Below are 4,920 nucleotides of genomic sequence, written 5' to 3' on the forward strand. Positions count from 1 at the left end.
TACTTCTTCTTTGGCATGGTTTCTACTCGCATTCTCCGGCCCATTATGGGCCAGTCTCAGCGTGTCCACCACTCAGGGTTCAGCCCCAACCAACCGAAGGACCACACGGACCCATCCTCAAAGCACGCCGCAACACCATCAACAACCTGGCCGGGTTCGACCTCGTCGCACTCCAAACCGAGCAACAACGAGACACACTCGCCACCCGTGGCATCGACACAACGAACACGCGCATCATCCCCAGTAGCCTTCCGGCCGAGGCGTACACCGCCGATGACGACCAGAACCGAAATGAGTCGGCGGGAACCATTGTTGCCACGCTGTCCGAGCTCAAACGAGTCGACCACGCTATTCGAGCAATCCATGCAACTAGAGAAGATGGCACAGGTGTTTCGCTGCAAGTGTGCGGCGATGGCGTCGAACGGCGCAACCTCGAGGCGCTAGTCGACGAACTCAGCCTCGAGGGGTCAGTGAAATTTCTCGGTCAAGTCAGCGATGTGCCCGAAAGACTCGCCGCCTCTTCATTTTCACTACTCACAAGCACCAGCGAGGGGCATCCGCTCGTACTCATCGAATCCATGGCCGCCGGCTGCATCCCCATTTTCTATGACATCGCCTACGGTCCCCGAGACATCATCACCCACGGAGTCAACGGCTTCATCGTCCCCTACGGTGACATCGGCGCCCTGGCGGCCACGATCAAGGAGTTCATCGCACTCCCCAGCTCAGAGCGCGAATCCATGCGACAGGCAGCAGTAGAGCGCGCCGGCGACTATAGTCCCGCTAGGAGTTTCGAACGCTGGTCGAGCGTACTCAAGACGTTGGCACCGGGCCCGGTCCATGCCTCCGAATGATCTCCTCGATCGACGACACAGAGCGTCCCAGTGCCGCGGCGCGCTCTGCGATCGTCAGATCCGTTCGCGTGTACGCCACGACTGCATCCTCAGGGCCCCAAAGCATAAGGCTAAGGGGCTCCGAGGGGATCTTTTTGATTTGCCCGGTCAGACTATCCAGTAGGCGACGAGCGATATGAGGAACGCAGCCGGCGAGATGGCTACGCCGGAAATTGCTGAGGGGAGATTTGTGGCGTAGCCCGCCTTGGCCTTCTGGATTCCAATACACCCGAAAACGATACCCAGAATGCCCAGGATTAGAGATAAGGTTATGCCCTGTCCCGTCGGGGGAGAGGTGAGGGCTGCAGTGGCGGCGGCGACCCCGTGCACGAGCGATGCGGTTCCGAAGCCGTTCTTGGGCCTCATTGCAGGCGCTACCTGCGGGGGCTGTGGATCGTAGTTCTGATGCATGATCCAATCTTATTTGTAGTCATATAGAGGGAGCCTCGGCAGGGCTAACGGGTCGATAACGTTTCCGTACACTGGCCCCGGCCTCACACGACGTGGGGACGGGGCCATTCGTCGTTTCACCCGCTCACGACAGTCCGTCGGTGAGGGCTTTGTGTGCAGATTCAAGCCCGTCGATCGCATCCAACATCGCAGTCTTAAGCGATTGAGCATACTCACTGGCGACCCCGAGGATCTGGTCCATCTCGTAGGTGCCGCGCAAGGCGTCGATGCCGAGGACGTCAACGATGGTCATGAGTTCTTGCAGGTTGAGCTCTCGACCGTATGCTTCAACTCGGGAGACTTTGACCTGGCTCCAATTCCCACCATGCTCCGAATTCAACCGGTCTGCGAACTCGTGCTGGTTGAACTCGAGCCGTAATCGAGCTCGACGTATGGCGTGACCGAGTGGAATATAACTGCTATCTGTCACCATGATTATTGCCTCCGTCTCTAACCTGGGGACCGTATTTCCGAGTGATCTCCTCGATCGACGACACAGAGCGCCCCAGTGCCGCGGCGCGTTCAGCAATAGTTAAGTCTGTACGCGAGATGGCGAACTCGATATGCTCTCGACTCCACGGTTGCCAGAGATTCGCGGGCCTCGGACGCTCTGCATGTTCGACCACTGGCTCGATATCCCAGTCACGGAGCCAATTTCGCAGGGTGGTTGTGTTGACCCCGACGGCGGCCGCAATGTCTCCGAGACTCTCACCAGACTCGCGGCGCCGGGAGACCTCGTAGCGAAGACGCTCACGGTCTTGCTTCGTCGCGTACCGGCGCGCTCCGCCCACCGGGCTCACTCCACGCTTGTACCGCGCATAGCATCGCTTGCACAATCCACGCGCCACCGCTGTTCGGTCGCACCACACGACTGCACAGGTGCTCATGCTGGGCTCGTCATCGAGAACATGGCAACAGGCTAGCGCAAATTGGCACAACAAAAGCCCCGGCCGCACCTCACGGTGGCGCCGGGCCATTGTCGATTGGAAAGACCGAGCGAGTCAGAATTTCGAGTTATTGATTTTCTGGCCATCGTCTGCGCGAGCAATTCGCAGCATCACGAAAAACTGCCGGATCACACGAGCGACCGAATCTAGCGTCAAGGCTAAGCAGAAAATTGCCATGCACCAGGCCGCGATCGGGGAGGCAATGACGTTCACGAGTGCGGAAGCCAAAAATCCAAGAGCGGCAGTGAACGTACAAACCACGACAGAGCGCCAATTTTCCATGAGTTCGGGCTCTGCTGTCACCCTGAACGATACGAACGCTTTTGACGCGGCGGAATAAACGAATACGACTACCACGCCGGCGAACCCCGCGACGATTGCGATTGCACTCGCGAAGCCTATATAGACGTCACCCAACATAGCGAGCGACTCAGCTTCTGGGTATGCATCGTAAAGGTGAAAAACTCGGCCGACCACCAGTACAGCCACATATACAGCGCAGCCAATGAGCATCACTACGGGGATACCGAGCGGGTGGGAATCGAAGTAGGTGATCGCCGAGGAGCGACCTGATGATTCGCCCATAATCCTCCCCCTTATTAGAACACCTATTCTAACTCATCGTGAGCCATCTCCAATAGATCCTCTCTGTACTTCCTTAGAGCAGATGCCAGCCCCTCAAGTATCTCTCCGGGCGAAGCGGGGTAGTCTTCACTGTGTCCGAAGACCTCAGAATAGCGCACCCGGTCCTTCAGGAAGTCAATTTTGTCTCGGATCTCGCCGCCATTGGCGCTCGGGCGAAGGAGCGTCGCTTTCAGGCGTGCTGTGCCTTCCTGGTTTCGAAATAGCCGGCGAACAAAGCCAAGCAGACGACTTGAGTCATCTTCGCCGGGCAATCCTACACCGTAACTCAGTTTTAGATTCAACGAGGCGCTCGGAAACTCGTTCTCGAGTTGTTCCAGGCCACCTTCAATACCCTGCGCGGGATCTGACTGAGGATCGGGTTTGGTCTTGACGTCGACCATCGTGGCACCGGTTGAAGCTTCTAAGCGTAAGCGCTGGTTTTCGTTCACAACTGGCCAGAGTTCGAACCAACCATCATCGAGTTCTTCGGCGTGAATCATATTCAGCCATGACTCGATAGATTGAGGCAGTGGTCCGCCTGATGTCCTGACCGAAGCCACGATATTCTCATCACGAAAGGGCAGCATGTATATTGGTTCGACTAAGCGTTCGTCGGGATCCAATGAAAGCGCTGCAGCGGAACCGCCTGCTGCTTCAACATCGGGCCAATCGGCGCCAGGCCGAGCTTTACAGAAGTAGAAGTAATCAACCGCCGGCGATTTCGCGGTGTAAGCATGGCCTATGTATCGCCTCCCGCGATAGTCGAGCCTCCGGTCTTCCTGCTTCAGTCCCGCTAGTCGTGAGTGGAATCGACCCCAAAAGCCTGGTGTGATCCGTTGGCGCACATCGTTTTTATCCTTGTGTACGATCTCGTATAAGTAGACGAATCGCCTTTTTCCATTCGGCATGGGCTCGTTCGTACCCCTTCTTGTAGCTAGAAAATGACATCCAGTTCTCCCCATCGTCCGTCAGTGTGACGATGCGACTACGGGCATGCTATTCCGAGCTGTTGCTTGAATTCGCGTAGCTCGACATTGGAAGTCAAAAGGTAGCCGTTTCGTTACCGGGGGCTTCACGAAGCAAGAAATAATAGAACGCATGGACGAATCCGCAGACTACGGCACAGCCACCTGGCGGTACTGGCAGAAGATCCTCAACGATGCCGGCGCCCGTGGGTCATTCCAGGACCGCCCGCCGTTGCCGGTGCGTGCCCGCATCGACTGGGAGTATGACGGGGCCGAGGGCGTCGACGGCATGGCGACACGGCTCGGATTCGACGGCGCGATCTTCGTCGAGCTCAAGGACCGTCGCTGCTCGATGATCGGGGTGTGGCTGCGGCCGGTTGGCGTGTGGTGGGAGGGGAAGCGACGCCCCTGCTAGTTCAGGGCAGGGGCGTCGGAATCACTTTACGATTGGGTATTCACGGGCGCATGAGGCGGGGTGATCTGGTAACGCCCGAAGATCTCCTGCTGCTTCTGCGAGTTCACTCGCTTCAGACGTCCGTTGATGAGGAATGCATCGATGAGTGCCCAGAATCCGAAGCCGCCGAGGGTAAATAGCAGCCCAAGAGCATATCCAGTATCACCAAGATAAAACCTATGTCCACCGAGCGCGCCGGTGAACAGCCACAGAAGCCACATGGGCCCTGCACTCTTCTTCTCGTTGTCGTAGGCGAGTTGTGCTGCCATAAGTTGTGATCCGTCTGCCATGATTCCTCCTGGGTTAAATGCGATGAAATTGCGGTTGTACAGCATGGGTGGTTCGAAGTGGTCTATGAATAGGGCCGGAGTCTCAGGAGACTTCCCAGATAATCTCTTCGTTGCCGACTTCCTCTGACTGGCTATTGAAGTAGCGAATCTTCGTGATGTTGGAGTCGTCGTCGGCTTCAGTCAATACCCACCCGCGAAGGCAGTCTCCCCATGACACTTCATTCTCGTAGTCCAAGATGGGTGAAATCTCTTCGTGGCGCCAGCTTGTGCTAGGCGACCCGTATCTACGGTTGTCGT

Annotated in this window: 9 protein-coding genes; 2 read left to right on the plus strand and 7 right to left on the minus strand. The window is 57.1% G+C overall.

Annotation, left to right across the window (positions count from 1 at the left end):
• Window positions 1-854 (plus strand): glycosyltransferase (locus ACTHV6_RS11720; RefSeq protein ID WP_441387801.1); only part of this gene is annotated, 854 nt, incomplete at its 5' end.
• A gap of 147 nt (window positions 855-1,001) precedes the next feature.
• On the opposite strand, the gene ACTHV6_RS11725 is transcribed toward ACTHV6_RS11720, so the two are convergent.
• The 5 genes from ACTHV6_RS11725 to ACTHV6_RS11745 all read right to left on the minus strand — a co-directional run bounded on the left by ACTHV6_RS11725 (window position 1,002) and on the right by ACTHV6_RS11745 (window position 3,822).
• Window positions 1,002-1,304 carry a hypothetical protein gene (locus tag ACTHV6_RS11725; protein WP_441387802.1) on the minus strand — a complete coding sequence of 101 codons (303 nt, stop codon included), beginning with the start codon at window positions 1,302-1,304 and terminating at the stop codon, window positions 1,002-1,004.
• A 124-nt stretch (window positions 1,305-1,428) separates the two neighbouring features.
• Entirely contained in the window at window positions 1,429-1,776 is a 348-nt protein-coding gene (locus ACTHV6_RS11730) for a helix-turn-helix domain-containing protein (RefSeq protein WP_441387804.1), read from the minus strand.
• Window positions 1,763-2,320: a helix-turn-helix domain-containing protein gene (locus ACTHV6_RS11735; protein WP_441387805.1), complete on the minus strand. Its 558-nt coding sequence runs from the start codon at window positions 2,318-2,320 to the stop codon at window positions 1,763-1,765. The genes ACTHV6_RS11730 and ACTHV6_RS11735 overlap by 14 nt, the downstream gene beginning before the upstream one ends.
• Before the next feature lie 24 nt (window positions 2,321-2,344).
• A complete protein-coding gene (locus tag ACTHV6_RS11740) occupies window positions 2,345-2,875 on the minus strand; it encodes a hypothetical protein (RefSeq protein WP_441387807.1) in 531 nt (176 codons plus the stop codon).
• 23 nt (window positions 2,876-2,898) lie between these two features.
• Complete coding sequence (locus ACTHV6_RS11745; protein WP_441387808.1) at window positions 2,899-3,822, minus strand: hypothetical protein; 924 nt, start codon at window positions 3,820-3,822, stop codon at window positions 2,899-2,901.
• Window positions 3,823-4,012: 190 nt separating this feature from the next.
• Here ACTHV6_RS11745 and ACTHV6_RS11750 point away from each other — a divergent pair, with 190 nt between their 5' ends.
• Window positions 4,013-4,294 (plus strand): hypothetical protein, encoded by a 282-nt coding sequence (locus ACTHV6_RS11750; protein WP_441387809.1) that lies wholly within the window; start codon window positions 4,013-4,015, stop codon window positions 4,292-4,294.
• A 26-nt stretch (window positions 4,295-4,320) separates the two neighbouring features.
• On the opposite strand, the gene ACTHV6_RS11755 is transcribed toward ACTHV6_RS11750, so the two are convergent.
• Window positions 4,321-4,623, minus strand: coding sequence for a TM2 domain-containing protein (locus ACTHV6_RS11755; RefSeq protein WP_441387810.1), 303 nt, complete (start codon window positions 4,621-4,623; stop codon window positions 4,321-4,323).
• 82 nt (window positions 4,624-4,705) lie between these two features.
• On the minus strand, window positions 4,706-4,920 hold a 215-nt coding region (locus ACTHV6_RS11760), incomplete at its 5' end, for a hypothetical protein (RefSeq protein ID WP_441387811.1).

This window comes from Ancrocorticia sp. (assembly GCF_052089425.1).
Lineage (GTDB): Bacteria > Actinomycetota > Actinomycetes > Actinomycetales > Actinomycetaceae > Ancrocorticia.